This is a genomic window from Shewanella sp. Pdp11 (genome assembly GCF_002838165.1).
Classification (GTDB): domain Bacteria; phylum Pseudomonadota; class Gammaproteobacteria; order Enterobacterales; family Shewanellaceae; genus Shewanella; species Shewanella hafniensis.
Genome location: NZ_CP015194.1, coordinates 2,735,058 through 2,759,457, shown reverse-complemented (window position 1 = coordinate 2,759,457; position 24,400 = coordinate 2,735,058). Strand labels below are relative to the sequence as shown.

The following is a 24,400-nucleotide window of genomic DNA, read 5'->3' as shown; positions in this document are numbered from 1 at the left end:
TCGAGGGAGGGAACGCAAAATGAACCATTCTGCAACCCGCATTCGGACACTGGTTTTTAGTCCGGCAATACGGATTTTTCACTGGCTCAGGGCACTGTCAATTCTGGTGCTAGTGATCACCGGATTCTATATTGCTTGGCCGTTTCTTGTGGCGCCTGAAAGTACGGACGTACTCGTACAAGGCTGGATCCGCTTCGCGCATCTGATCTGCGGTTTTGTACTGACCGCGGTCACTTTAGTGCGCTTCTACCTGTATTTTTTCAGCCGAAGCGACATCGAGCGGCGCTCATTTCGCGATGTGATGAGTGTAAAAAGTTGGATCACTCAGCTGAAATCCTACTTATGGATGGGGCACTTACATAAAGCGGGTGTCTACGGACCGCTGCAATTTGTGACTTATGTAGCAATCTCACTGGTCGCTCTCGTGATATGTATAACGGGTCTGGTGTTGTATGCCAATGTGTATCACCAAGGTTTAGGTGGCATGCTTTGGGGCAGCGCCGCTTGGATCACGGCACAAATGGGTGGGCTAGCACAAGTTAGGATTTGGCATCACTACCTCACTTGGGCATTTGTTATCTTTGTGGTTATCCACGTCTATATGGCGGTTTGGTCAGGGATACGCTTCAAACATAACTCAGTTGACTCGATTGTCTCTGGCTATGACTACCCAAAGCCAGACTCACACCACTAGGAGTCCAATGAAGATATTGCTACTCGGTATTGGCAATGTCCTGTACGCCGATGAAGGCATCGGCGTACATTTTGTCAATTACATCGCTGATAATTATCAGTTTACCCATGAGTCTCACCAGCTGAAGCTGCTCGATGGCGGCACCTTGGCCCAGGGACTCATTCCCATTATTTGCCAATATGATTATTTAATCGTGGTCGATACTGTCAATGCCAATGGCGTAGAAGCGGGCGAAGTCTACTTCTTCGATTTTGATAAGGCTCCGAAGGAAATCGACTGGCAAGGCAGCGCCCATGAAGTCGAAATGCTGCAAACCCTCAATATGATGGAAATGGTTGGCGACAGACCTAAGACCTTTGTGCTGGGCGTCACCCCAACCGTGCTCGAACCTATGGTGCTGGGCTTGACTCCTAAAGTCGCCGCAGCAGTGCCGTTAATGGAATCAACTTTGTTATCCCACTTAGCCTCCCTTGGGTTCACTGCAACGCGTGTTGCCGAGCACAGTATCGACTCGCTGATCCCTGACTCTTATAAACGCGGCGTTACTACTAGTGAAAGCATATAGAAGATGAAAAACATCAGATTCGATTTTACCTGCTCACGTCAGGTGCCTTTGTACGCGCATTTATGTAATCAATATCTAAATTACAGTGAGCTAAATATCAGCATAGGCTGTGATGGCCAACATGACTTTGGTCAGCACAGTTACTTTATTGAAGCCCAGGGCGAGCAGACTCAACTCGAGCAACTGGCCGATGCCATTGCCGCGGACTTTTTGATTTCCGCTTGGTTAATTGACTCCAGCATTAAAGCCATCGACGAGCCCCAAGGCGGCAAAACCTTACTGCCCTTTCCACAGTCTGGATCGAGCCCTGCCATAGTGCCTTTTTGCCAGCATTGTTATCCGCTGATTGGCGATAATCAGTCGGCGAAGTTTGGCACACTCGATTTAATTTGTCCTTGCTGCAAGGGCGAAACACAATTAACGCCAGCACAAAAAGCCTTAACCTTATCAGATATAAAAGCCTTGGCACAGTGGCTGCTGACACAAGGCCCACTGACATTAGCGGCCGCCGATGATCTGCAAATCAGCCTGACACCGTTTGCTCAGCCCTTAAGCGAGCGGCCACAACTGTTAATTTGTAATCCCAATACGTTGAACGCCCATTTTTGCCTGAATGATGCGCAGGTGCTCGCGCTTTCGAGTATTGAAAAGCCGCTTATCTGCGCCAGACCCACGCAAGAACACGATAAACTCAGTGCGCCACTGTACGACATTTGTTTTGCCTACAGCCGGGTGATTTTAGTGCTCGGGGAAGTATTGCGGCAAAAAGGGGTCGATTGGGTTTACATTAAAGGGCCGCATAATAGACCCAAACTGGCATGGGTCGATGGCGCTTGGGCACAAATTGCCAGTAACGATTTAGGCTCAACGCAGGTTCAAACCAAGCACTTTATCGCTCCAGAACCCTTAAGGGAAAAAGTCAGTCTTCACGGATATCAAGCCCAATGGCAAGCGGCGAAACGGTCACGCTCCCATCAAGGCGAACTGAGTGTAGCGGTATTAGCTCAATCGAGTGAAGCGGCTCATGCTGCTAACACCTTTGCCGCTAACGCAGGTGCCGATAATACAGGTGTCACTAATGGTGAAATTGAGCATGCTGGCACGCCACACGCTAGCGATACCGAAAATCATACCATCGCGGACGCAGCGTTATTCAGTGCCTTACTCAAGGGAAAATTTACCAGCCACAGACAGGCAAAAAATGCCGCGGTCATTTACTTAAGCCATACCCACGCCAGTCAAATTGTCACCTGCGATAATAAGGGCGACACCGAACTCTTCTTTGCCCTGCCCGAGCTGCCCGATAACGGTTACGAAATCTTCCATCAACTGGACAGCAGTCCACAAAAAGCCGTAGCACAGAAGTTTAAAAGCCTGTTCCCCGACGATTATTTAAAACTCCTGAGCCTAAAGCTTCACGGTAGACGGGACAACTTGCAAAGCCTGTGGGCCATTGCCGCCATTTTAATTGGCCTCAATCCCCAAGATGAAACGCAAAATCAAGCAAGGCTCAGCGATGCACTGATGGCCGCCGCCATGCGTTACCACGGCGCCAATGCTCCGCGTATCGATTATCCCCTGACCAAAGGTGAAGCCCACCGCAGCCTGAATTGGTGTAAAACCTTAGGCACAGTCTTGAGCTTTCGTATCGCAGGCAATAACGATCCGAGTCAACTCGCCTTTGCGATGCAAGACTCGCTGGCAGATTATCTTTCTAACTGGTTAGAACATATCGATTTAAATATCGGCGTACACAATGTTGCCTTAGCGGGTAATGAGTTAACGAATGAAACCCTGTGTAAACGCATCAGTTTACGCTTAGGCAAGAACTTCCCCTTAGTGGTCAATCGCAGCCTAGATTTAGACGGCGATAACTTAGCCGTTGGCGCACTTTACGTTAAGCAGCGCCAACTGAATGCCCATGATTAGGAGGCCAAAAGTTAAGTCACAACGTATGCAGCCACATAGACATAATAGTCGCCACAAAAAGCACAGTGATCTGCAGATAAAGCGCAGGCTGGCATTGGAATACCTTGTCCACAAGGGCGCCGCGCTAAAGCGTTGTCAGCTACACGTCACTGGCATAGTGCAAGGGGTGGGATTTCGCCCCTTTGTCTATCGTTATGCCCTTGAATTTCAACTGACGGGCACTGTGCTCAACAATGCCAAAGGCGTGACCATTGAGCTGCAAGGCACGGAAGAAAACCTCACGCAATTTATCACAACGCTCAATACCACCCCGCCGCCACTGGCCCGTATCGATAATATAACCCAAACACTGCTGCCGATTTTATTAAGCGAAACCACATTTGAAATCATAAAAAGCGACAGCCATGAGGACGATGACCCAAGTTCATCAATGGGTGCGCTGGTGGCAGTATCAGCGGATAAAAGTACCTGCCAAGATTGCTTGAATGACATGCATAATCCTGATGATCGCCACTTTGGCTATGCCTTTACCAACTGCACAAATTGTGGCCCAAGATATACAATTATCAATGCCTTACCCTATGATAGACACAACACTGCTATGGCCGATTTTGACATGTGCCCCGAGTGCGCCAAAGCATATCAAAACCCACTCGACCGCCGCTATCATGCCCAGCCAGTCAGTTGCCCCGTTTGCGGCCCCAGACTCAGTTTAAAAACGCCCCAAGGGGAATGCATCCTTCCCAATGCCTCAAATGTCAGCGCACCTGAATTGGGTATGGACCTTGCGGTACTTCAAGCTGCGGCAGACAGATTACGCCAAGGGCAGATTCTGGCAATTAAAGGATTGGGCGGATTTCACTTAATCTGTGATGCCCGAAGTGACAATGCCGTCAACGCACTCAGGCTGCGAAAACAGCGCCAAGCCAAGCCGCTAGCGGTGATGATGGCGGATATCACCATGGCGCAGCACTATGTCACAGGGACGGATGCCGAGTGGCGAGTATTGAGTTCGCAGGAGCGGCCCATAGTGCTGATGAGTAGCCGAAACGAGCATGATCTCAGCTTAGCTATCGCCCCCAATCTGAATAAACTCGGGGTATTTTTGCCCTACACACCGCTACATCATTTACTGTTAGGGCTCTTCAAAGAGCCATTAGTCGCGACCAGCGCGAATCTGTCAGGTGAGCCTATCATCACAGATTGTGACGAGCTTATTCGCCACTTAAGCCATGTTGTGGATGCAATAGTCGATCATAATCGGCCGATTATTAACGGCTGTGATGACAGTGTGGTACAAGTCATTCAGCCCAACGTGGATTCGCCTGCAGAGGTGCAAGTGCTGCGCCTCGCCCGTGGTTATGCGCCGTTAAGTTTCCCACTTGATACACCGCTAACCCAATCAATTTTGGCCGTGGGCGCGCAGCAAAAAAATGCCATCGCCTTAGGCTTTGGTAATAATGTGTTTTTAAGTCCCCATATTGGTGACCTGTTCAGTGTCAGCGCCGAGCAATATTTTGAGCGCACCTTAGCCACTTTTGCTCGGTTGTATCACTTTACGCCAAATCTCATTATTCGCGATAAACACCCAGATTATGCCCCGTCACGCTGGGCTGAAATGCACTCACACTCGAGTGTAAAACTTAGCGATACCAGCCAAAGCCAATGTTTAACTGTGCAACATCACCATGCCCATGTGCTCAGCGTAATGGCGGTTAATCAATATCGAGATCCCGTATTGGGCTTTAGTTTTGACGGTACCGGGCTTGGCGACGATGGCAGTTTATGGGGCGGCGAAGTGCTATTAACGACGCTCGATAAAGCCAAACGACTGGCGCACTTTGAGCCTATAGCCCTGCTGGGCGGCGAACAAGCCATTAAGCAACCTGTGCGGTTGTTACTGGCATTATTGTTCGAGCAGATGAGCCTTGATACCGTGCTCGCGCTGAACTTGCCCATTATCTGCAGTATGAGCTCAAATACCTTAACTAATTTATATAAGATCTGGCAGAACGGTAGTGCACTTAAAAGCTCATCGGTCGGACGCTTGTTCGATGCCCTCGCCTGCGCCTTAGGCTTAATCGAAACCACACTGTTTGAAGGTCAAGCTGGCATGGCAATAGAAGCCGCGGCCAATCGCGCCGATGCATTCGCCCTTGAAGCCATGTCGCTTAACTTACCTCTTAACATCGACCAGTGGCGCAGCAGTAAAATATTCAAGCAGATTGTTGAATTAATCACTGAAAAACCGCTAACAGACAACAGAAGAGATGCCATCGCCCGCGCCTTTTTACACACATTAGGTAATGCTATTTGTGATTATGCTGCCCAGTATCAACACCTTCCAACCGTGCTCTGCGGCGGCGTATTTCAAAATAAATACCTCTTGGAATACTGCCTCAGCAAGCTCAGCGCCCAAGGCAATCAAGTGTTATCCAGTAAACAGATCCCCATCAATGATGGAGGCATCGCCCTAGGTCAACTTTGGTATGGCATTCATCAGAATCATTAACCTTACTGATTTGATAACCCTTGATGTTCGCTCGCCATTTTTTATCCCCATAAACCTGACGAACATCAAAGATCTGCAGCGCAATTTGTATCACACTCAACATTAGCGTAACCAAATTAACGATCCGTATATCAGCATTCACAATTCGTCAGGCAAAGTCCTCGCACTCTGCCGATTCAAGGAGAGGTAAAATGTGTAAAGACTGCGGCTGCTCCCTTACCCGCCACGATCATGATCATCTAGGCGCGCATGCCCATAGCCATGAGCATAGCCATGACCATTCACATACTCATGAGCATAGCAATCAAGAGTTACACACAAATCCTCAGTTAAACGATAAAAAAACCTTATCAGTCATCCACAAAATTTTAGATAAAAATGATATCGAAGCTGGACATAACCGCGCCCACTTTGAGGCACATAACATCACGGCCTTCAACATCATGAGTAGCCCGGGCAGTGGCAAAACCACCCTATTAGAAAATCTCAAAGAATACACGCAGCTCAACTATGCGGTGATCGAGGGCGACTTAGAAACCTCCCGCGATGCAGACCGCTTAATCGCGAAAGGCATTACAGCCTATCAAATTCAAACGGGCAGCGCCTGTCACCTCGACGCCTTTATGGTGCACGGTGCCCTACATCATTTACCACTTGAAGGGCTCGATATTTGTTTCGTTGAAAACGTCGGCAATCTTGTCTGCCCAGCAAGTTATGATGTGGGCACCCACAAAAATATCGTGCTGCTATCAGTGCCTGAAGGCGATGATAAAATTGAGAAATATCCTGTGATGTTCCGCCGCGCCGATGTAGTTTTTATCACAAAGTGCGATCTACTGCCCTATTTTGATTTCAAGATGGACGAAGCCAGAGCGCAGCTTAAAAAACTCAATCCAGCAACTCAAATTATTGAAGTCTCAATTAAAGATGGCGACTCCATGCAGGCTGTAGCCGCTTGGCTTAAAGACAATATTCGAGGTGCACAATAATGTGCTTGTCCATACCTTCCCAAGTGGTGGCGGTCGATATTGAGCGCCAGAGTGTCACCGTCGATACCTTAGGCGTGCGCCGCGATGTCAGCAGTCATTTAATGAATGAACCACTGGAGATTGGCGACTATGTACTTATCCATATTGGTTTTGTGATGAACAAAATTGATAAGGAAGATGCGCAGCAAAGCATTGATCTATACAAAGAAATCGTCACTAAGCTTGAAAATGAAGCCATACACTGACCATCAGCAGTGCAGGATTAAGTCGCAAGGCGCACCCCTATCGAGTGCACCGAGGAAAAAGCATGCTTGAACTAAGACACCTCTATCAAGGCTTTCGCGATCCCCAAACGATTGCCAATTTAGCACGGGATATTCGGTTAACCGCTAAATTGGTTAAGCAACAAATCAATATCATGGAAGTCTGTGGCGGCCATACTCATACTATTATGAAATACGGCTTGCTAGACTTACTGCCAGATAATATTGAATTTATCCATGGTCCTGGCTGCCCAGTGTGCATTATGCCGAAAGAGCGCATTGACCAAGCGGCGGCGCTAGCCTCCCAAGAAAATGTCATCTTAGTCACGCTAGGCGATATGATCCGTGTGCCCGGTTCTAAGGGTTCCTTAGCCAGTTTTAGGGCCAAGGGCTGCGATATTCGACCGATTTATGATCCCTTAGATACGCTCAAAATTGCCCGCGATAATCCCGATAAAACCGTAGTGTTCTTTGCCATCGGCTTTGAAACCTCGACCCCAATGACAGCAATTTTATTGCAGCTGGCCGAACACGAAAAACTCGAAAATCTACTGTTTCATATCAATCATGTATTAGTGCCACCCGCAATTGATGCCGTGATGCACGATCCAAAAGCCAGAGTGAATGCCTTTATTGGCCCCGCCCATGTGAGCGTGATCAGCGGCGCCAAAATCTATCGCAGCACAGTCGAAAACTATGGTACGCCTGTGGTTGTCGCAGGATTTGAGCCCGTTGATGTGATGGAGTCTATTTTACGGATTGTACGCCAAAAAGCCGCGGGCAAAGCGGAGCTCGATATCCAATACAGCCGCGCAGTTTCGGAGGACGGCAACCTCACGGCGCAGGCCAAAGTGAATCAATTTTTTAATGTCAGACCTCAATTTCGCTGGCGTGGCCTTGGCCCAATCCCCAATTCAGCGCTGCAGCTTAAACCCGAATATGCTCACAGGGACGCCGAACTGCACTTTAAAGATCGCCTACCCGTGAAGGAAATTGACGATCACAAAGCCTGCCAGTGCGGCGATATTCTTCGCGGACTGGCTAAACCAAAGGACTGTAAAGTTTTTGGCCGCGGCTGCAATCCAGAAACGCCACTAGGCAGCTGCATGGTCAGCTCCGAAGGTGCTTGCAATGCCTATTACCGCTATCAAGGTATCGATATCAAGGAACCACATCATGGTTGATACGCTAAAAGATAAATCCATTCAACTCAGCCACGGCGGTGGCGGCAAAGAAATGAATAAACTGATCCGTGATCTGTTTTTTGCCGAGTTTGATAACCCAATCCTTCGCAGCGAAGAAGACGCTGCCAAACTCGATTTGCACGGCGCCAACGCCTTTACTACTGACTCTTTTACCGTCTCACCTTTGTTTTTTGCCGGCGGCGATATCGGCAAACTCGCCATCGCAGGCACAGTCAACGATCTCGCTATGATGGGCGCAGAGCCTCAATATCTGAGCTGTAGCGTGATCATAGAAGAAGGCTTTTCTATCAATGATTTAACGACTATTGTCCGCAGCATGGCAAAAGAGCTCAAACAAAGTGGCGCGCGGATTGTCTGCGGCGACACTAAAGTCGTCCCCAAGGGCTGCGCCGATGGTTTATTTATTAATACCTCAGGCATTGGTCGCATCTTGCGTCCGAATATCTCAGCGGCAAACATTGCAGTGGGCGATGCCATTATTGTTTCCCGTGATATTGGTTGCCACGGCGCAGCGATTTTAATGGCGCGTGAAGGACTCACGCTCGAATCAGCATTACAAAGTGACTGCGCCACGCTCTGGCCGATAGTCGAGCAATTGATTGCCGCCAATATTCCCATTCATGCGATGCGAGATGCGACTCGCGGCGGCTTATCGGCAGTACTGAACGAATGGGCTATTGCCTCCAATGTTGGTATCACAGTGAATGAGGCCAGTATTCCCGTTAGCGATGAAGTCAAAGGTCTGTGCGAACTCTATGGTTTCGAAGCCATGGATCTTGCCAACGAAGGCACTTTCATCCTCGCCGTCCCCAACGACATCGCCTTAGGTGCGCTCGAAATCATGCAACGCTTTGGCCACTGTGAGCATGCAGCGATAATCGGCACTGTGAGTGATGAACTCGTGGGGAAAGTCGTGCTAAGAACGCCTTGGAATACTAAGCGTTATCTCGATCTTCCCCAAGGTGAACTGCTGCCAAGGATTTGCTGATGCACGAATATTCTATTGTGAGAGCCTTGATTGAGCAATGCGAGCAGCACGCGCAGGCTAATCATGCCGATAAAATCACCCGAGTGGATATCAAACTAGGCGTCATGAGCGGGGTTGAACCTAGCCTACTGCAAACCGCCTTCGATACGTTTAAGCTCGATGGGATTTGCAAAGAAGCCCTACTCAATATGCAAATTCAGCCGCTAGTGATACTTTGCCAAGACTGCCAGAGCGAATCCGTACTGAGTGAGCGCACCATAGTCTGCCCTTCGTGTCAAAGCTATCGCACCCGCGTACTCGATGGTGAAGATATGCTACTGATGCAACTTGAGATGGAACAAGATGAAGATTAAATCCTTCATTTGTAATCTGCATTGTTAACAACAGCAGAGTCGATAAAGATTTCAATCAATAAAGAGTTCTATCAGCAAGAATATTCCTCAAAAAAATGGCTTTGAGCAATCAGCGCTCAAAGCCATTTTAAACCACACTATTTTCAGTCACGCTACATCAGCTGTAGATAGAAGCTTCACCCTCTGGGCGCGTTTTGAGCACCCGCAGAAACCACATATACTGCTCTGGATAAGCTAAGATAACTTGCTCGACCACTTTGTTCAGTGCCAACGCCTCGTTTTCTTTGCCGACCATGTCTTCAGGCGCAACGGCCGTCATCACAGTAAGATCAAACTGACGTGTCGCTTGGTTGTAGCCAATCTTTACTGGCAACACTTGGGCATTCCCCGCCTGCGCTAAACGCCCAACGACAGGCAGCGTTGCTTTCACTGTGCCTAAAAAAGGTGCAAACACGCTTTGTTCAGGACCTAAGTCTTCATCGGGGAGATAAAAGAAACTGTTACCGCGCTTAAGCTCAGCCAATAGCGCCCTAATGCCCGCCTCGCGCATATACACATGGCCACCACAGCTGCTGCGCACACGATTACTAAACCAATTGAATAAGCCATTTTTATGGGCTTTGGCCATAGTCACCATAGGCAACTCAAGGTTAAGGCGTAAGCCGGCATAATCGATTGGCCACACATGGGGCATGATAAAAATGATCGGTTGGCCCGCGGCCTGCGCTTTCGTCACATGCTCAAAGCCGATTAAATTGACTCGACGACGTAAATGCGCTTTTGAGCGCACCAGCAATTCGCCCTGAGCTAACAAGACCAAAACGAAGTTTTGTACGTTCTCGCGGATTAACACTTCAATCTCGGCGGCAGATTGTTCAGGAAAGCACGCCTTTAAATTGGCTCTCGCAACGCTAATGGGCTTTTTGGCAATTGGCATCACTATTTTTGCCAATAATCTTGCAATAGGATCACGCAGCCATGCGGCCATGAGTCCGAAAATTACTAATAGACCAATCACTAACCAAGTGGCCCAGTATCTAGGGTGTAATAAGGCGAGTTTAAAACGACGGTCAAAATGTTTGGGCTGTCTTGACAAAGAATTCACCTCAGACAGTGGATAAAAACAATGGAGATATTGCACGAAAAAATAAACAGGAAAGCCACTCTCTAAGGAGTGGCTTTCCCATCAAACAAACGAAATTACTTACCCGTGTTTGCTGCTTCTACACGAGTTTTCAGCTTTTGGCCGGGACGGAAAGTCACGACACGACGAGCAGAAATTGGGATATCTTCGCCTGTTTTTGGGTTCCTTCCCGGTCTTTGATTCTTGTCCCTAAGGTCAAAGTTGCCAAAGCCAGATAACTTGACCTGCTCACCACTTTCAAGTGCGCCCCGAATCTCTTCAAAGAACGACTCAACCATCTCTTTGGCGACACGTTTGTTCATTCCGAGTGTTTCAAAAAGATGTTCTGCCATTTCGGCTTTGGTAAGTGCCATACTTTAATCCCTCAACGATGCGTTGAACTCGGACTTAAGGGCAGAAACGACTGAACCAACGGTCTCAGCAATCTCTTTTTCCTCAAGCGTACGAGTAGTGTCTTGTAATGTAAGTGCTATCGCCAGGCTCTTCTTGCCGGGTTCAACACCTTTACCTAAGTATACATCGAACAAGTTTATGCCAACCAACTGATTTTCGCCAACTTTTCTTATCAATTTCATTACATCACCTGCAGATACACTCTCATCTACTACGACTGCGATGTCACGACGATTAGCTGGAAACTTAGATACAGCTTGGGCTAGCGGCAAACTGGTATGCAATAAAGCATCCAATTCCAACTCAAAAACGATGGTTTTACCATTGAGTCCAAAAGGCTTCTCCAAACTAGGATGGATTGCACCTATATGACCGATCACTCGATCATTTCTCAATATTTCAGCACATTGCCCCGGATGGAGAGCAGAATGCGTCGCTCCTCTAAAGCTAAATTCTGATGCGGAAACTGTCAAGCCGATAATTGCTTCTAAATCACCTTTAAGGTCGAAAAAATCAACGGTTTTCGATTCCATAGCCCAATGTTCGTCATTTTGGAGCCCAGTAATGACACAAGCGAGCATTGCTTGTTGTCTTACACCGGATTCTGCATTGATATCAGGAACAAAGCGCAGGCCAGTTTCAAAAAGTCTCACACGACTCTGTTGACGACTTTGGTTGTAGCCAACGGCGGCCAATAAACCGGTGAACATTGACAGGCGCATGGCCGACATTTCACTGGAAATGGGGTTTGGTAACACCATAGCGTCTAAACCAGGGTGAACCAGATTTTGCAATTTTGGATCGACAAAACTGTAGGTTACCGCTTCTTGGAAGCCGCGAGCGACCAATAAGGCACGCACGCGTTTTAGGCTTAAGTCAGATTCTTTATGATCTGACATACGCAGCGCAGCAACAGGCGCCGTATTCGGGATATTGTTATAACCGTAAATACGGGCCACTTCTTCGATCAAATCTTCTTCAATCGCCATATCAAAACGATAAGTCGCGGTAGTGACCTGCCAACTATCTTGGCCCACAACCACACTGAAGCCGAGACGTTGTAGAATTTCGACCACATCTGTGTCTGGTACATGGTGGCCTAAAATTCGATCTAACTTGCTACGACGTAAAACGATTTGTGCAGGTTTGGGTAAATCAGCCTCTGATTTAGCCTCAACTACAGGGCCAGCTTCACCACCACAGATATCCAGTACTAAACGGGTAGCACGGTCGATAACCTTGTGTTGCATCTCAGGGTCAACACCACGCTCAAAGCGGTGTGATGAATCTGTGTGCAAACCTAAACGACGTGACTTACCCATAATGGCAAGCGGCGCGAAGAAGGCACATTCAAGCAGTATGTCTTGGGTCGTGTCGCTCACGCCTGAGTATTCGCCGCCAAACACACCAGCAAGGGCTAATGGACGCAAATCATCGGCGATCACTAAGGTATCGCTTGGGATGGTCACTTCGCTGCCATCAAGCAGGGTGATTTTCTCTTCGCCAGTGCCTAAACGCACTTGGATATCGCCCGTTAATTTGGCCAGATCGAAAGCGTGCATAGGTTGACCGAATTCAATCAACACAAAGTTAGTGATGTCTACGATAGGATCGATAGAGCGAATACCGCTTCGACGCAGTTTTTCCTGCATCCATAATGGCGTAGGCGCTTTAACATTGACGTTTTTAACCACACGGCCTAAGTAACGTGGACACGCTGCAGGCGCGTTAACGTTAATCGTGACCTGTGCATCTGTCGTTGGCGTAACGGCTTGCCACTGTGGCTCAACCACTGTTTGGCGGTTTAACACGCCCACTTCACGGGCAAGACCTGCCATACCTAAGCAATCGGCACGGTTAGCCGTTAAATCCACATCGATAACGGCATCATTAAGTTGCAGATAGTCGCGGATGTCAGTGCCTAATGGCGCGTCCAATGGCAATTCGATAATGCCATCGCTTTCGACGTTAATGCCAAGCTCGCTGTACGAGCACAACATGCCTTCTGATGGCATGCCACGCAGCTTGGCTTTCTTGATTTTGAAATCGCCAGGTAATACGGCGCCAACCATAGCCACGGCCACTTTAAGACCTTGACGACAGTTTGGTGCTCCGCAGACGATATCGATAAGTTCGCTACCACCAACGTTGATTTTGGTCACGCGCAGTTTATCGGCATCGGGATGCTGACCACACTCAACCACTTCACCAATCACGACACCGCTAAAATCGGCAGCCACGGCTTCAACGTCATCGACTTCGAGACCGGCCATAGTGATCTGGTGGGATAATGCTTCACGGCTGACTGAAGGGTTGACCCATTCACGAAGCCAAGATTCGCTAAATTTCATGCTATTACAGCTCCGTTATTTAAATTGCTTCAGGAAACGTAGGTCGTTTTCGAAAAACGCACGTAAATCGTTTACGCCGTAACGCAACATAGTTAAGCGCTCGACACCCATACCAAAAGCAAAACCAGAGTATTTTTCGGGATCTATGCCAACGCTGCGCAGCACATTCGGATGTACCATACCGCAGCCAAGCACTTCTAGCCATTTACCATTTTTGCCCATCACGTCCACTTCCGCTGAAGGCTCAGTGAATGGGAAGTAAGATGGACGGAAACGCACTTGCAGATCTTCTTCGAAGAAATTACGCAGGAAGTCATGCAAAATGCCTTTCAATTCAGCAAAGTTAACATGCTCATCAACCAACAACCCTTCCACTTGGTGGAACATAGGCGTGTGAGTTTGGTCGTAATCGTTACGATAAACACGACCCGGTGAAATAATGCGTAATGGTGGCTTTTCAGTTTCCATAGTACGGATTTGCACGCCCGAAGTTTGGGTACGCAGCATCAGTTTAGGATTGAAATAAAAGGTATCATGATCAGCACGCGCAGGATGGTGCTCAGAGATATTCAGTGCGTCGAAATTGTGGAAATCATCTTCAATTTCAGGCCCCTGCTTTACCGAGAACCCTAATTCCCCGAAAAAGGTTTCGATGCGCTCAATGGTTCGAGTCACAGGATGTAAGCCACCGATCTCTTGGGTGCGGCCTGGCAAAGTCACATCAATCTTTTCAGCGATTAATTTGGCTTCCAATTCCGAACTCTTCAGACCATCGATGCGCTCAGTTAATTTTTGTTGAATCGCCTGTTTAGCATCATTGACCGCTTGGCCAAAGGCTGGCTTTTCTTCAGGGCTTAAGCTACCCATCATTTTCATCATGTCGGTGATCTTACCCTTCTTACCAAGGTAATCGACACGGATATCATCCAGTGCTTTTAGATCACTGGCCTGGTCAATAATGACTAAGGCTTGTTCTACGATCTCAGTTAACTGCTGCATTTTCTCTTCCACTGCATAGTCGCGCTTGATAAACAAGTGCTATGGGCGCCAAACTTTCAGGCTATTTGGGTGCTCAGGTTATCGGGCGTTAATGCCAGACGCTTTGCTAGCTATAACGAAATAAAAGGATAGAAATTTTACGCGAGCGAGCGGCATATTACTAGGGCTTATTGGGGGTTTTTATCATGCAAATTCATGTGTTACCCCAGTTCAGAGCCTGAGTTTTGCTCAAGGGGAAACCCAAACCTCGATTCTGACGTAAACAACTTCCGCTTTCAGCCACTAGCAGCATTTGTAACTAAACTGTAAACTAACACCTGTACCTTGCCAAAATTGCAGCAAACAACACAATAACGACTGCAATTAGACTACATTAACGATATAAGCTTTTACAAAACAGAAAACTATAAAGTCTATGGCAAACTAACCGATATACATTCGGTTCACAGCCCATTTTATCGAGGCACTCATGAAAGAAGTAAAGTTTCGCTGGATAGATCAATATCTTATCCATATGACCTTAAAAACTAAATTCGCAATTCTCTCTATCGTTCCTATGCTAATGATTGTTGGACTGGCGATTTTTCTTGATAACCAATCCCAGCAAACCTTAGTCCAAGGACAACTCAACGGTCTGCAAAATGCTTCACAACAAATCAACCAAGTCACGGGCACCTTATATAACAAACTCCCAGAGCAAGAACGCCAAGCTATCCTTAGCCAGCTAAGCCGCGACATCAAAGGCAATGTCAGCATTATTTCGGTGAATGAGGCCGACAGTAAAGCGCAATCCTTAGCTCGCAGCGGTGGAGGTATTGATAATAGCGGTAAGCTACCTAGAGCTGTGAGTGGCGTTAACGATCAAAACCTGATCACGATTATTCCCTTAGACAGCAAAGAAATTGATGCCCTGCTCGCCAAAGATAACCTGCTGGTTTACGGCCTGATGGCGGCGCTTCTATTTGTGTTGTTTTTATTTAGCTACTACATTTCGACCTTCGTGGGCGGCGCACTTTATACCACAGTGATGGCATTAAAACGGGCCGCATCGGGCGATTTAACTGGGCGTTTAAACTTCTTCGAAGTCAAAGATGAGTTCAGTATCTTAGCCATCAGCATAGATACCTTAGTTGAACGTCAACATCTGTTAGTGAAACAAATCGCAGAATCGACAACAAAAATCCGTGAGGTAGTCTCCTCGTTTCGTAGCACAGCGCAGCAAGGTCAATCTTTGGCGGTGAACCAGAGACAACATTTGGATTCCCTAGCAACGGCAATGGAAGAAATGACCGCTGCAGTGAAGGAAGTTGCCCGTAATGCTGAACAATCTTCTGCCGAAACCCAAGAAGCCAATCAACAGGTTAGTGCTGGCGGTAAAGACATTGAAACCACAGTCAAGGCTATTGACGTGTTATCGGATGAAATTTCTGCGGCCTCAAATGCGGTGGGCGTTCTCAATGACAACGCCAGTAAAATTGATGAAGTGGTATCAACTATTAATGCGATTTCCCAGCAAACCAACCTACTCGCCCTCAACGCAGCGATTGAAGCGGCACGCGCAGGTGAACAAGGTCGTGGCTTTGCCGTGGTGGCCGATGAGGTACGTACTTTAGCGGGGAGAACTCAGGCCGCAACGGTTGAAATCAAAACCATGATCGAATCACTTCAATCGGGTACTCGCAATCTGACACAAGTGATGTCACGTACTGTGAATCAAGCTAATGAAGGTAAACAACACGTACTGCAAACGGGTAAAGACTTAGAGTTTATCGCCCACCACAGCAACAAAGTGTTTGAAATGAGTGTGCTAATTGCGACCTCGGCCGAAGAGCAGTCGGCAGTGGCCAACGAGATTGCGACTAACTTAATGGAAATTCGCAACCAATCACACGATGTGGAGCAATCGGCCAACCAGTCGGTTTCAGGTTGTGATGAGCTGCAAGCAACAGCTGGTCAACTTGATCAGTTGATGGTGGGATTAAAAATCTAGTCGAGCATTATTTGATGGAATTTAAATTCACTTAACACCCAAAATGCACAAGGGAGCGATAATCGCTCCCTTGTTGTTTTCATTCTGACGGTCACTTTCCAATCAACAAGTGTCGTTTCAATTAATAAGTTAATTTTCAATCGATAACGCTACGGCAAAATGAATTCACGTCTGTTAATCCACGTCTTTAAGTGGCCATAGCACGATATGATCTTCAATATCCTTCACGCGTCTTTCATCCACCACCTTGCCTTGGATCGACATACCCGCTAAATGCATCGCTTCTTTGGAGCCTGTGAGCAGCGGATGCCAGCTCGGTAGCTCACGCCCTGCCGCTAGACGGCGATAGGCACAACTGTCGGGCAACCAAGTTAGCTCATGGATATTATCAATCGTTATCACAGTACATTGGGGGACATAGGTGAAACGGTCACTGTAATGCAGACAGCCTGCCGTTTGATGATCGAGCAAAAGGCAAGCTGCATTGGTGTAATACAAGTCTTCGGTTTCATCATCTATCAACTTGTTTAAACAACATTTACCACAACCGTCACACAGGGATTCCCACTCGGTTGTGCTCATCTGCGCTAATGTTTTACTCTGCCAAAATGCCATGATTAACTGTATCTTCTTAATAAAAAACCCGCTCAATGCGGGCTATTTTACACTAATTTGTCGTCAGATACGCAATGCCACTGAGATTAACGAGTGTGGTTTCACGCGCCTGAGCTCATTAGCAGCGTCTTGATGCTACCCAGTTAATCTTTGATCCCAAGGCTCAGCTTATGCTCAGCCAATAAATTCACCTGTGGAGGCGGAATTTGTAAATAAAAGCCGTTTTCTTCCATCGCAGCTCTCACCTTTTTAATATCTGCCATACCTAACGCGTCACGTTTAGCGATAGGAAACACCATCACCAGTTTTGGCACGCCGAACATTTCCATCAAAGGCGCAGGAACATCGTCAAAACAATCTCTTTTCTTCACAAATAAATAAGTATCAGCCTTTCGGCTACTTTTATAAACGGCACATAGCATAAGAGTACAAATATCCAATAGTTCAAACTTGCCAGTCAATGGGGCACACTATAACATGGTCGCCTAGTAATTTAATTGTAAAATCAGCGAACCGACTGATGATTTCTGGAGAATAGTGCCGGGATGTCAAAACCTAGCTTAGAGTTAAAAGGCGCTTCTTTTACTCTTTCAGTGCTTCATATTAATAGCAGCGATTTACAAGCTGTCATGACTGAATTAGACAGTAAGTTGGCACAAGCCCCACAGTTTTTTCTGGGTGCTCCTTTAGTTGTCAATCTGAGTGCGATCCAGCACGACAGCTTAAATTTAAGTGCGTTAAAGGATCTGCTGATCTCACGTCAATTAGTGATTGTTGGCATAACGGGCGCGACAACTGTACTCAGTAAACAGGCCAAAGACTTAGGCCTTGCCATAGTTAAAGCCGGAAAACAGAGCAGTACGCCACCGCCAGCACCTCGCCAAACTAAAATAGTGAAGCAAAATATTCGTTCAGGCCAACAAGTCTACGCAAAAAATGGTGATTTAATCATATTTGGTGCGGTAGGCAATGGCGCAGAAGTCATCGCAGATGGTAGCATTCATATCTATGGCGCATTACGAGGGAAAGCCATGGCAGGCGCGGCGGGCGATACCAGCGCCGTCATCATAGCCCACTCTCTGGAAGCCGAACTCGTTTCAATAGCAGGGCAATATTGGCTCGCTGAAAATCTACAACAACATAGCTCAGATAAAAGTGGCTGCATTCGCCTAAACGGTGAGTCACTTATGGTTGAATCATTGCCCCTCTAAATGGCAGAACAAAGGATAGAGAGAAACATGGCACAAATTATTGTTGTCACTTCAGGTAAAGGCGGCGTAGGTAAAACCACATCGAGTGCTGCAATTGCGACTGGTCTTGCCATGCAAGGACACAAGACAGTCGTTATCGATTTCGATATTGGTTTACGGAATTTAGACTTGATCATGGGTTGTGAGCGTCGTGTTGTTTATGACTTCGTTAATGTGATCAATGGTGAAGCCAATTTAAATCAAGCGCTGATCAAAGATAAACGCTGCGACAAGTTATTCGTTTTACCCGCTTCACAGACCCGTGATAAAGATGCGCTGACCAAAGAAGGCGTTGGCCGTGTTCTAGACGATTTAGCCAAAGACTTTGAGTTTATTCTGTGTGATTCACCTGCGGGGATTGAGCAAGGCGCTATGATGGCACTGTATTTTGCCGATATCGCCATTGTGACAACTAACCCAGAAGTCAGTTCAGTACGCGACTCAGACCGTATTTTAGGAATGCTGCAGAGCAAATCACGCCGCGCCGAGCTAAACCTTGAGCCAATCAAAGAATACTTACTGCTGACTCGTTATTCACCGAGCCGTGTAAAATCTGGCGAAATGTTGAGTGTTGATGATGTTCAAGAAATTCTGGCCATTGAGTTACTCGGCGTGATCCCTGAGTCACAATCGGTACTGAAAGCCTCTAACTCAGGCGTGCCTGTGATTATCGATCAAGAAAGTGATGCAGGTTTAGCCTACAGTGACACAGTTGCACGTTTACTGGGCGAAGATGTCCCAGTACGCTTTATTACGGAAGAAAAGAAAGGTTTCTTACAACGGATATTTGGTAGCTAATTATGTCTTTACTCGACTATTTCAAAAGCAAGAAAAAGCCTAGCACTGCGGTAATGGCTAAAGAGCGCCTACAGATCATTGTGGCTCATCAACGTGGACAAAGGGACACTCCCGATTATTTCCCACAGATGAAACAAGAGATCATTGCCGTTATTCGCAAATATGTGCCGATTTCTGATGATCAAGTTTCTGTGCAGTTAGATCAAAACGACGCGAACCTGTCGGTACTCGAACTTAACGTCACATTGCCTGACAGATAAGTCGATTACGCAAAAAGCGTCATCTTCTGAAGAAGATGACGCTTTTTGTTGACTGTTTTTCGGCTATCGGTAAGTTTCAAATACTGCGCATAAAGTACAAGACTTCACGCGCAAGATTTAAATACTAGATTAAAAGCCTTAGACCTCAAGCTTAGCTAGGGACTCAGCGGCAATCTCACCTCGCCATCCGCATAACACCGCGGGTAAATCCCCTTGTTGCTTATCCCAACGCCATTGCAAAAACTCATGGATATGACGTTTAGAACCGAGCATTTCCTGCGGCACATCATGCTTTTCGCATAATTCGACCAAACAGCTTTTAATCGCTTTAAAGGCCGATTTGTAGCCTGATTTTAACGCCAATACATCCACTAACTCGGGTAAATTCACCAAATCCGCAGTTTGTAGCACACGTAATAAATCTTTGCCGTGAATACGTTTTTCTTGCTCAGTCAAATCATTGAGCTTAAACAAGTCAGCCGAGGATTTAGGTTGCTTCTTCGCTAATGCGATAAGACCATGATCTTTGACCACAAAACCTAAGGCGAGATCACGCACTAACGCTTTTTCAAGACGCCACTTGGCAAGCACTTTAAGGTAAGCCAATTGAATTTCTGTCAATTGGAAAGCATTTTTCACTTTCAAATAGGCAGTATCAAGATCAGGATCGGCAAGCCTGCCCTGAGTCATCCTTTCCCCTTCCTCGTATAACCAAGCTAAACGCCCTTGGGTGCTGAGTTTTGCTTCAAGTTGAGGATAGAGCTGATACAAATACAGGACGTCATTAGCGGCGTAGCTTAACTGGGCTTCAGTTAACGGGCGGCGGATCCAATCTGTACGCGACTCACCTTTATCGATCACTTCACCAAGGCAAGTTTCAACTAACTTGGCATAACCCACACCATGGCCCATACCACACAAAGAGGCGGCAATTTGGCTATCAAACAAAGGCGTAGGCTGACATTTGCCATAGTGGGCAAACACTTCTAAGTCTTCACTGCAGGAATGCACTAGCTTAACGATATTCGGGTCCGATAACAGCGCCCAAAACTGGGCTAAATCAGGTAAAGCCACCGGATCAATCAAAGCTAAGGTTTTACCATCATAGGCTTGGATCAAACCTAACTTGGCATAATAAGTACGAGTACGAACAAACTCGGTATCTAACACGAGTATCTTACTCTGTTTATATTGGGCAACGAGGGCATTAAGGCTTGCTTCATCACTCACATATTGAAACGCTGACAAATTCTTCTCCAGATCCTGTGGGTCAATCACAGTCCATAAAAACAAAAGCCGGCAAATGCCGGCTTCAATCTTACGCTCGCTTAGCTTCGTCTCTAAGCTCTCGTCGCAAGATCTTACCCACGTTGGTTTTAGGTAACTCGTCCCTAAATTCTACCAGCTTCGGTACTTTATATCCCGTTAAATGAATACGGCAGTGCTTAATGATGTCTTCAGCGGTTAAAGATTTATCTTTTGCCACCACAAATACCTTCACTAACTCACCACTGGCGTCGTTTGGCACCCCAACTGCTGCCACTTCAATCACTTTAGGGTGCAGTGCAACCACTTCTTCGACTTCGTTAGGGAATACGTTAAAGCCTGAAACTAAGATCATGTCTTTCTTACGATCGACAATATAGAAGAACCCTTTCTCATCCATGTAACCAATATCGCCCGTGGCTAACCAGCCGTCAGTATCGATCACTTTGGCGGTTTCTTCAGGACGTTGCCAATAGCCTTTCATCACTTGCGGGCCTTTACCAAACAGCTCGCCAGTTTCGCCTTGGGCTAATACCTTGCCGTCATCATTACGGATTTGGATCAGTGTCGAAGGTGCAGGGAAACCGATTGAACCGTTATAACCGTCTAAGTTATATGGACAACAGGTTAATAAGGGTGAGGCTTCCGTCAGACCATAACCTTCAAGTAAACGGGTTTTAGTAATCGATTGCCATTTATCCGCCACAGCTTTTTGTACCGCCATGCCGCCACCGATAGAGAGTTTTAAGCGCGAGAAGTCCAACTGGGAAAAATCATCACTGTTCACTAACGCGTTAAATAAGGTATTTACCCCAGTTAATGCGGTGAAAGGATACTTTTTCAACTCAGCCACAAATCCTGGGATATCGCGAGGATTGGTGATGAGTAAGTTCTGGCTGCCTTTGTGCAAAAACAGCAGGCAATTCACGGTCAAGGCGAAGATGTGATACAGCGGCAAAGCCGTTACCACAAACTCGCTGCCATCGTTTAAGGCGGGCGAATAAGCACCATCGGCCTGCAATACGTTGGCGACAATATTGCCATGGGTCAACATAGCACCTTTAGAGACCCCAGTGGTGCCACCTGTGTATTGTAAAAACGCTAAATCGTCGTTAGTGACGTCAGGTTTAATGTATTGCATGCGACGACCGGTTGATAAGGTGTCGCGCATTGATAATGCGTGGGGTAAATCATATTTTGGCACTAACTTCTTAATGTACTTCACCACAAAGTTCACTAAGGTGCGTTTGGGTGCGCTTAATTGATCACCCAAACGGGTAATGATGACGCTTTCAACGGGCGTTTGTTCGACCACTTCTTCTAAGGTGCGGGCGAAGTTTGACACGACAACGATGGCTTTGGCGCCCGAGTCAATCAACTGATGTTTGAGTTCGCGCGGGGTATATAGCGGGTTAACGTTAACGACCACCATACCGGCACGTAATACCCCAAACAGCGCAATCGGGTATTGCAGCAGGTTTGGCATCATCAGGGCGACACGATCGCCCTTTTCAAGCTTTAATTCATTTTGTAGATACGCGGCGAATGCACGGCTGCGTTCTTCCAATTTACGGTAGGTTAGCGTGGCACCCATGTTGATAAATGCAGGTTGGTCTTCATACTTAGCCACCGCTGTTTCGAACATATCAACAAGCGATGAGTACTGCTCCACATTAATTTCAGCAGGCACATCTTTTGGCAAATGATTAATCCAAGGCTGATCCACTACTCTCTCCTAAATCCCCACAACTGCGGAAACAATATCCATACAAGCGTCAAGACTCGATAAATACCGAGTTAAAATACCGGCTTACATTTTATAGTTATTGATTGACTCGTCATAAATCATACGAGCGTTTTAATTTTGATCATCATCACATAAAAAAAACAAAAAACCTAGCGTCTTTTTTAGGGCAGTAAAAGCACCCTATTTAACGAATTCGCGGATCAAGCGCGCGACACCTTCGGCATTGTCCATGTGCACATGGTGATCGCCCTCTATTATGTGTTCAGACAAGTGTTTGAACCAGGTTCGCGCCTTAGGTATGGCGGTCTGCAACTGACTAAATCCCTGTTTGCCACACACTAATAAGGTTTCAATATTGATGTCCTGCATTAATGCATCAACTTGAGCGAAGGTTAGCCTTTGGGGTGAATCTAATCTCAATCGAGGATCACTGCGCCAACCTATGCCCTCACCTTCGGGCTGCATATTACGCTCGAGCAATAGCCGACACCAAGGTTCGGCAAGTCCTGTTAAATGCGCCCTCGCCCGCACTGCAGTCTCTATGCTGTCGTAAATTTTTGCCTGCCCATGCTTCTGAGTTAAATACTTCTCGTGTTGATAGAAGCTTTTCCTTAGTCGTGCTTTCGCCTGCGTTGGCGATTCTGATAAGGGACTTAACGCTTCAATCAATACCAGCTTGTTGACCTTTTCAGGGAAGGTCGCCGTATATGCAGAGGCAATAATGCCACCGAGCGAATGCCCCACCATGGCCAAAGGCTTTTGCGGTAATGCCGTTAATAGCGCATCCAAATCATACAAATAATCAATCCAATGCAGCGGATAATGCCCCGGCCTGTGCGCCGAAAAGCCATGTCCAGGCCAATCAATCGCGAGCACTTGATAATCGAGTAAATGCGCAGCTAAGGGTTCAAAACTGTTGGCATTATCTAACCAGCCATGTAAGGCCAGCAGTAAAGGTTTGTCCTTCGCCCCCCATAATCGGCCTGCGACCTTAATATGAGGTAATGCAAATTCGATTTGATTTTTGGGGGCGAGAGATTGCCACATAATGCCTCTGATGTCAGGTAATTAAGATGATTTTTTGACAAATTTGAGTGTCATACGATCACTTTCACCGATCGCTTGGTATTTTTCTTTATCGGTATCACCCAAGGCAAAAGAGGGCGGTAGCGTCCAAACACCTTTGGCGTAATCCTTAGTATCTTTGGAGTTGGCATTGATTTCTGCGCTTTCTACTAAGGTAAAACCGGCTTTTTTGGCTAGAGCAACCATAGCCGCTTGGTCCATATAGCCAGTGCTGAAGTTCATTCCTTCGTTGGCTCTATGCTCTACCACGCCAAAGATACCGCCGTCTTTCAACACTTTATAAGATGCGGCAAACACGTTTTCCAACTGATCTGTCGATGCCCAGTTATGAAGATTACGGAAGGTTAATACCAGATCAGCACTGCCGTCAGCGCCTAAATCCATTTTTTGTGGAGGATCGAAGGTAACAATCTTTGCATTACCCATGACGTCTTTATTGGCCGTCATCCACGCAGCATACTTAGTGCCAGCGTTGGCGCGATAACGATTTCCGGGCGTGTCTGTCGCAGGAGCGGTTTCAAAACTAGCAGCGACATATTGGCCCTCTTTAGCAAGATAAGGCCCTAATATTTCACTGTACCAGCCATTTCCCGGCCAGAGTTCAATCACAGTCTGTGTTGGGGTAATGCCAAAAAAAGTTAAGGTTTCAGCGGGATGACGATACACGTCGCGACTGGCATTTTTAGCCTGACGAAAATCGCTTTTCAAAACTTTATCTAAGCTTTCATCGGCATAGGTAACACTCGAACATAAACCAGCAAGCAGCAGACTGGCAACTAAGGTGACTTTTTTCATTGTAATTCTCCATGGATACCGAAGGCTTAACCTAGCAGCCAATGGCCAAAAATCCAAGGAATAGAAGTCGGAAAACTAAGCTTTAAGCGACATAAGTGGTTATAGCTCAAAGTGATGAGTCAATTCACCTTTATCTAACCAACACAGCGCAAAGCGGAAAAACGTCTAGAGGAAACACAATACAATTGAGGTACTAAATGACCTTGAG

Annotated in this window: 23 protein-coding genes; 13 read left to right on the top strand and 10 right to left on the bottom strand. The window is 46.9% G+C overall.

Translation table 11 applies throughout. The features are described from left to right. Positions 1 to 19 precede the first annotated feature (19 nt). The 9 genes from cybH (at position 20) to hypA (ending at position 9,498) form a co-directional block, all read left to right on the top strand. Positions 20 to 694, top strand: a complete 675-nt coding sequence (gene cybH / locus AYJ58_RS12245; RefSeq protein WP_106650339.1) for a Ni/Fe-hydrogenase, b-type cytochrome subunit — start codon at positions 20 to 22, stop codon at positions 692 to 694. Between the two features lie 7 nt (positions 695 to 701). After that, positions 702 to 1,259 carry a HyaD/HybD family hydrogenase maturation endopeptidase gene (locus AYJ58_RS12240; protein WP_106650338.1) on the top strand — a complete coding sequence of 186 codons (558 nt, stop codon included), beginning with the start codon at positions 702 to 704 and terminating at the stop codon, positions 1,257 to 1,259. Between the two features lie 3 nt (positions 1,260 to 1,262). Further along, positions 1,263 to 3,188 (top strand): NiFe hydrogenase, encoded by a 1,926-nt coding sequence (locus AYJ58_RS12235; RefSeq protein WP_106650337.1) that lies wholly within the window; start codon positions 1,263 to 1,265, stop codon positions 3,186 to 3,188. Continuing rightward, a complete protein-coding gene (gene hypF, locus AYJ58_RS12230) occupies positions 3,181 to 5,700 on the top strand; it encodes a carbamoyltransferase HypF (protein ID WP_443019158.1) in 2,520 nt (839 codons plus the stop codon). The genes AYJ58_RS12235 and hypF overlap by 8 nt, the downstream gene beginning before the upstream one ends. A 191-nt stretch (positions 5,701 to 5,891) precedes the next feature. Next, complete coding sequence (hypB, locus tag AYJ58_RS12225; RefSeq protein ID WP_106650336.1) at positions 5,892 to 6,689, top strand: hydrogenase nickel incorporation protein HypB; 798 nt, start codon at positions 5,892 to 5,894, stop codon at positions 6,687 to 6,689. Then, positions 6,689 to 6,934, top strand: a complete 246-nt coding sequence (locus AYJ58_RS12220) for a HypC/HybG/HupF family hydrogenase formation chaperone (RefSeq protein ID WP_028760183.1) — start codon at positions 6,689 to 6,691, stop codon at positions 6,932 to 6,934. Before hypB ends, AYJ58_RS12220 begins: the two co-directional genes overlap by 1 nt. Before the next feature lie 62 nt (positions 6,935 to 6,996). After that, positions 6,997 to 8,136 (top strand): hydrogenase formation protein HypD, encoded by a 1,140-nt coding sequence (gene hypD / locus AYJ58_RS12215; protein WP_106650335.1) that lies wholly within the window; start codon positions 6,997 to 6,999, stop codon positions 8,134 to 8,136. Next, positions 8,129 to 9,145 (top strand): hydrogenase expression/formation protein HypE, encoded by a 1,017-nt coding sequence (gene hypE / locus AYJ58_RS12210; RefSeq protein WP_106650334.1) that lies wholly within the window; start codon positions 8,129 to 8,131, stop codon positions 9,143 to 9,145. The genes hypD and hypE overlap by 8 nt, the downstream gene beginning before the upstream one ends. Beyond that, complete coding sequence (hypA, locus tag AYJ58_RS12205) at positions 9,145 to 9,498, top strand: hydrogenase maturation nickel metallochaperone HypA (RefSeq protein ID WP_106650333.1); 354 nt, start codon at positions 9,145 to 9,147, stop codon at positions 9,496 to 9,498. The genes hypE and hypA overlap by 1 nt, the downstream gene beginning before the upstream one ends. A 157-nt stretch (positions 9,499 to 9,655) precedes the next feature. Here the strand turns inward: hypA and lpxM are convergent, their stop codons facing one another. The 4 genes from lpxM to pheS form a co-directional block, all read right to left on the bottom strand. Beyond that, entirely contained in the window at positions 9,656 to 10,594 is a 939-nt protein-coding gene (gene lpxM, locus AYJ58_RS12200) for a lauroyl-Kdo(2)-lipid IV(A) myristoyltransferase (RefSeq protein WP_106650332.1), read from the bottom strand. A gap of 104 nt (positions 10,595 to 10,698) precedes the next feature. Further along, complete coding sequence (gene ihfA / locus AYJ58_RS12195; protein WP_006081370.1) at positions 10,699 to 10,995, bottom strand: integration host factor subunit alpha; 297 nt, start codon at positions 10,993 to 10,995, stop codon at positions 10,699 to 10,701. Between the two features lie 3 nt (positions 10,996 to 10,998). After that, positions 10,999 to 13,386, bottom strand: coding sequence for a phenylalanine--tRNA ligase subunit beta (pheT, locus tag AYJ58_RS12190; protein ID WP_106650331.1), 2,388 nt, complete (start codon positions 13,384 to 13,386; stop codon positions 10,999 to 11,001). Positions 13,387 to 13,401: 15 nt separating this feature from the next. Then, positions 13,402 to 14,385 (bottom strand): phenylalanine--tRNA ligase subunit alpha, encoded by a 984-nt coding sequence (gene pheS / locus AYJ58_RS12185; RefSeq protein ID WP_006081368.1) that lies wholly within the window; start codon positions 14,383 to 14,385, stop codon positions 13,402 to 13,404. Positions 14,386 to 14,854: 469 nt separating this feature from the next. On the opposite strand from pheS, the gene AYJ58_RS12180 reads away from it, so the two are divergent. Further along, positions 14,855 to 16,375 (top strand): methyl-accepting chemotaxis protein, encoded by a 1,521-nt coding sequence (locus AYJ58_RS12180; protein ID WP_106650330.1) that lies wholly within the window; start codon positions 14,855 to 14,857, stop codon positions 16,373 to 16,375. A gap of 174 nt (positions 16,376 to 16,549) precedes the next feature. Here AYJ58_RS12180 and AYJ58_RS12175 read toward each other — a convergent pair whose 3' ends face one another. Together AYJ58_RS12175 and AYJ58_RS12170 are read right to left on the bottom strand one after the other, a co-directional pair. After that, on the bottom strand, positions 16,550 to 16,990 hold the full coding sequence (locus tag AYJ58_RS12175) for a YcgN family cysteine cluster protein (protein WP_106650329.1): 441 nt from the start codon (positions 16,988 to 16,990) through the stop codon (positions 16,550 to 16,552). A 143-nt stretch (positions 16,991 to 17,133) separates the two neighbouring features. Continuing rightward, on the bottom strand, positions 17,134 to 17,412 hold the full coding sequence (locus AYJ58_RS12170) for a YcgL domain-containing protein (protein WP_106650328.1): 279 nt from the start codon (positions 17,410 to 17,412) through the stop codon (positions 17,134 to 17,136). A 123-nt stretch (positions 17,413 to 17,535) separates the two neighbouring features. Here AYJ58_RS12170 and minC point away from each other — a divergent pair, with 123 nt between their 5' ends. The 3 genes from minC to minE are packed head-to-tail and all read left to right on the top strand — an operon-like array spanning position 17,536 to position 19,298. Beyond that, positions 17,536 to 18,201, top strand: coding sequence for a septum site-determining protein MinC (gene minC, locus AYJ58_RS12165; protein ID WP_106650327.1), 666 nt, complete (start codon positions 17,536 to 17,538; stop codon positions 18,199 to 18,201). 27 nt (positions 18,202 to 18,228) lie between these two features. Continuing rightward, a complete protein-coding gene (minD, locus tag AYJ58_RS12160) occupies positions 18,229 to 19,038 on the top strand; it encodes a septum site-determining protein MinD (RefSeq protein WP_006086391.1) in 810 nt (269 codons plus the stop codon). A gap of 2 nt (positions 19,039 to 19,040) precedes the next feature. Next, positions 19,041 to 19,298 (top strand): cell division topological specificity factor MinE, encoded by a 258-nt coding sequence (gene minE / locus AYJ58_RS12155; RefSeq protein ID WP_028760193.1) that lies wholly within the window; start codon positions 19,041 to 19,043, stop codon positions 19,296 to 19,298. Between the two features lie 138 nt (positions 19,299 to 19,436). Here the strand turns inward: minE and rnd are convergent, their stop codons facing one another. From rnd to AYJ58_RS12135, 4 genes are all read right to left on the bottom strand, one after another. After that, positions 19,437 to 20,546 (bottom strand): ribonuclease D, encoded by a 1,110-nt coding sequence (gene rnd / locus AYJ58_RS12150; protein ID WP_106650326.1) that lies wholly within the window; start codon positions 20,544 to 20,546, stop codon positions 19,437 to 19,439. Between the two features lie 70 nt (positions 20,547 to 20,616). Next, the gene (gene fadD, locus AYJ58_RS12145) at positions 20,617 to 22,290 is read right to left on the bottom strand and encodes a long-chain-fatty-acid--CoA ligase FadD (protein WP_106650325.1); all 1,674 of its coding nucleotides are present in this window, start codon (positions 22,288 to 22,290) and stop codon (positions 20,617 to 20,619) included. A 201-nt stretch (positions 22,291 to 22,491) separates the two neighbouring features. Beyond that, positions 22,492 to 23,358 (bottom strand): alpha/beta fold hydrolase, encoded by an 867-nt coding sequence (locus AYJ58_RS12140; RefSeq protein WP_106650324.1) that lies wholly within the window; start codon positions 23,356 to 23,358, stop codon positions 22,492 to 22,494. Between the two features lie 21 nt (positions 23,359 to 23,379). Next, a complete protein-coding gene (locus tag AYJ58_RS12135; RefSeq protein ID WP_106650323.1) occupies positions 23,380 to 24,192 on the bottom strand; it encodes a class I SAM-dependent methyltransferase in 813 nt (270 codons plus the stop codon). Positions 24,193 to 24,400 lie beyond the last annotated feature (208 nt).

Bases quoted from the DNA above. Each gene is read 5' to 3' on its own strand.
- cybH (WP_106650339.1), top strand. From the start codon at position 20: ATGAACCATTCTGCAACCCGCATTCGGACACTGGTTTTTAGTCCGGCA.
- AYJ58_RS12240 (WP_106650338.1), top strand. From the start codon at position 702: ATGAAGATATTGCTACTCGGTATTGGCAATGTCCTGTACGCCGATGAA.
- AYJ58_RS12235 (WP_106650337.1), top strand. From the start codon at position 1,263: ATGAAAAACATCAGATTCGATTTTACCTGCTCACGTCAGGTGCCTTTG.
- hypF (WP_443019158.1), top strand. From the start codon at position 3,181: ATGATTAGGAGGCCAAAAGTTAAGTCACAACGTATGCAGCCACATAGA.
- hypB (WP_106650336.1), top strand. From the start codon at position 5,892: ATGTGTAAAGACTGCGGCTGCTCCCTTACCCGCCACGATCATGATCAT.
- AYJ58_RS12220 (WP_028760183.1), top strand. From the start codon at position 6,689: ATGTGCTTGTCCATACCTTCCCAAGTGGTGGCGGTCGATATTGAGCGC.
- hypD (WP_106650335.1), top strand. From the start codon at position 6,997: ATGCTTGAACTAAGACACCTCTATCAAGGCTTTCGCGATCCCCAAACG.
- hypE (WP_106650334.1), top strand. From the start codon at position 8,129: ATGGTTGATACGCTAAAAGATAAATCCATTCAACTCAGCCACGGCGGT.
- hypA (WP_106650333.1), top strand. From the start codon at position 9,145: ATGCACGAATATTCTATTGTGAGAGCCTTGATTGAGCAATGCGAGCAG.
- ihfA (WP_006081370.1), bottom strand. From the start codon at position 10,995: ATGGCACTTACCAAAGCCGAAATGGCAGAACATCTTTTTGAAACACTC.
- pheT (WP_106650331.1), bottom strand. From the start codon at position 13,386: ATGAAATTTAGCGAATCTTGGCTTCGTGAATGGGTCAACCCTTCAGTC.
- pheS (WP_006081368.1), bottom strand. From the start codon at position 14,385: ATGCAGCAGTTAACTGAGATCGTAGAACAAGCCTTAGTCATTATTGAC.
- AYJ58_RS12180 (WP_106650330.1), top strand. From the start codon at position 14,855: ATGAAAGAAGTAAAGTTTCGCTGGATAGATCAATATCTTATCCATATG.
- AYJ58_RS12175 (WP_106650329.1), bottom strand. From the start codon at position 16,990: ATGGCATTTTGGCAGAGTAAAACATTAGCGCAGATGAGCACAACCGAG.
- AYJ58_RS12170 (WP_106650328.1), bottom strand. From the start codon at position 17,412: ATGCTATGTGCCGTTTATAAAAGTAGCCGAAAGGCTGATACTTATTTA.
- minC (WP_106650327.1), top strand. From the start codon at position 17,536: ATGTCAAAACCTAGCTTAGAGTTAAAAGGCGCTTCTTTTACTCTTTCA.
- minD (WP_006086391.1), top strand. From the start codon at position 18,229: ATGGCACAAATTATTGTTGTCACTTCAGGTAAAGGCGGCGTAGGTAAA.
- minE (WP_028760193.1), top strand. From the start codon at position 19,041: ATGTCTTTACTCGACTATTTCAAAAGCAAGAAAAAGCCTAGCACTGCG.
- AYJ58_RS12140 (WP_106650324.1), bottom strand. From the start codon at position 23,358: ATGTGGCAATCTCTCGCCCCCAAAAATCAAATCGAATTTGCATTACCT.
- AYJ58_RS12135 (WP_106650323.1), bottom strand. From the start codon at position 24,192: ATGAAAAAAGTCACCTTAGTTGCCAGTCTGCTGCTTGCTGGTTTATGT.